1 protein-coding gene is annotated in these 294 nt (G+C 74.5%); it reads right to left on the bottom strand.

Features of this window, described 5'->3' with window-relative positions; translation table 11 throughout:
* Positions 1–118: 118 nt before the first annotated feature.
* A partial coding sequence (locus ACLBX8_RS32050; RefSeq protein WP_447716456.1) for a 3-deoxy-7-phosphoheptulonate synthase occupies positions 119–294 on the bottom strand: 176 nt, incomplete at its 5' end.

Genomic DNA, 294 nt, shown 5'->3' on the forward strand with positions numbered 1-294 from the left:
CTGGAACGGCACGCTCCGGGCGATCGCCTGACCATCGCGGTGTCCGGCCGTGCGCGCCGCCCCCGCGAGGGGACAGCGCGCGTCGTTGGCCGGTCGGATGACCGGTCGGAGATCTGCCCTACTCGGCCGCGTCGAGGCGCGGGCGCTCGATGTGGCTGCGCTCGGCCTTGACCAGCTCGGCCGTGCGGACCGCCACCTCCAGCGCCTGCTCCGCGTTGAGACGCGGGTCGCAGTAGGTGTGGTAGCGGTCCTGCAGGTCGTCTGCCGTCAGGGCCCGGGCGCCGCCCGTGCACT

The sequence above is a fragment of the Methylobacterium sp. D48H genome (genome assembly GCF_053345715.1).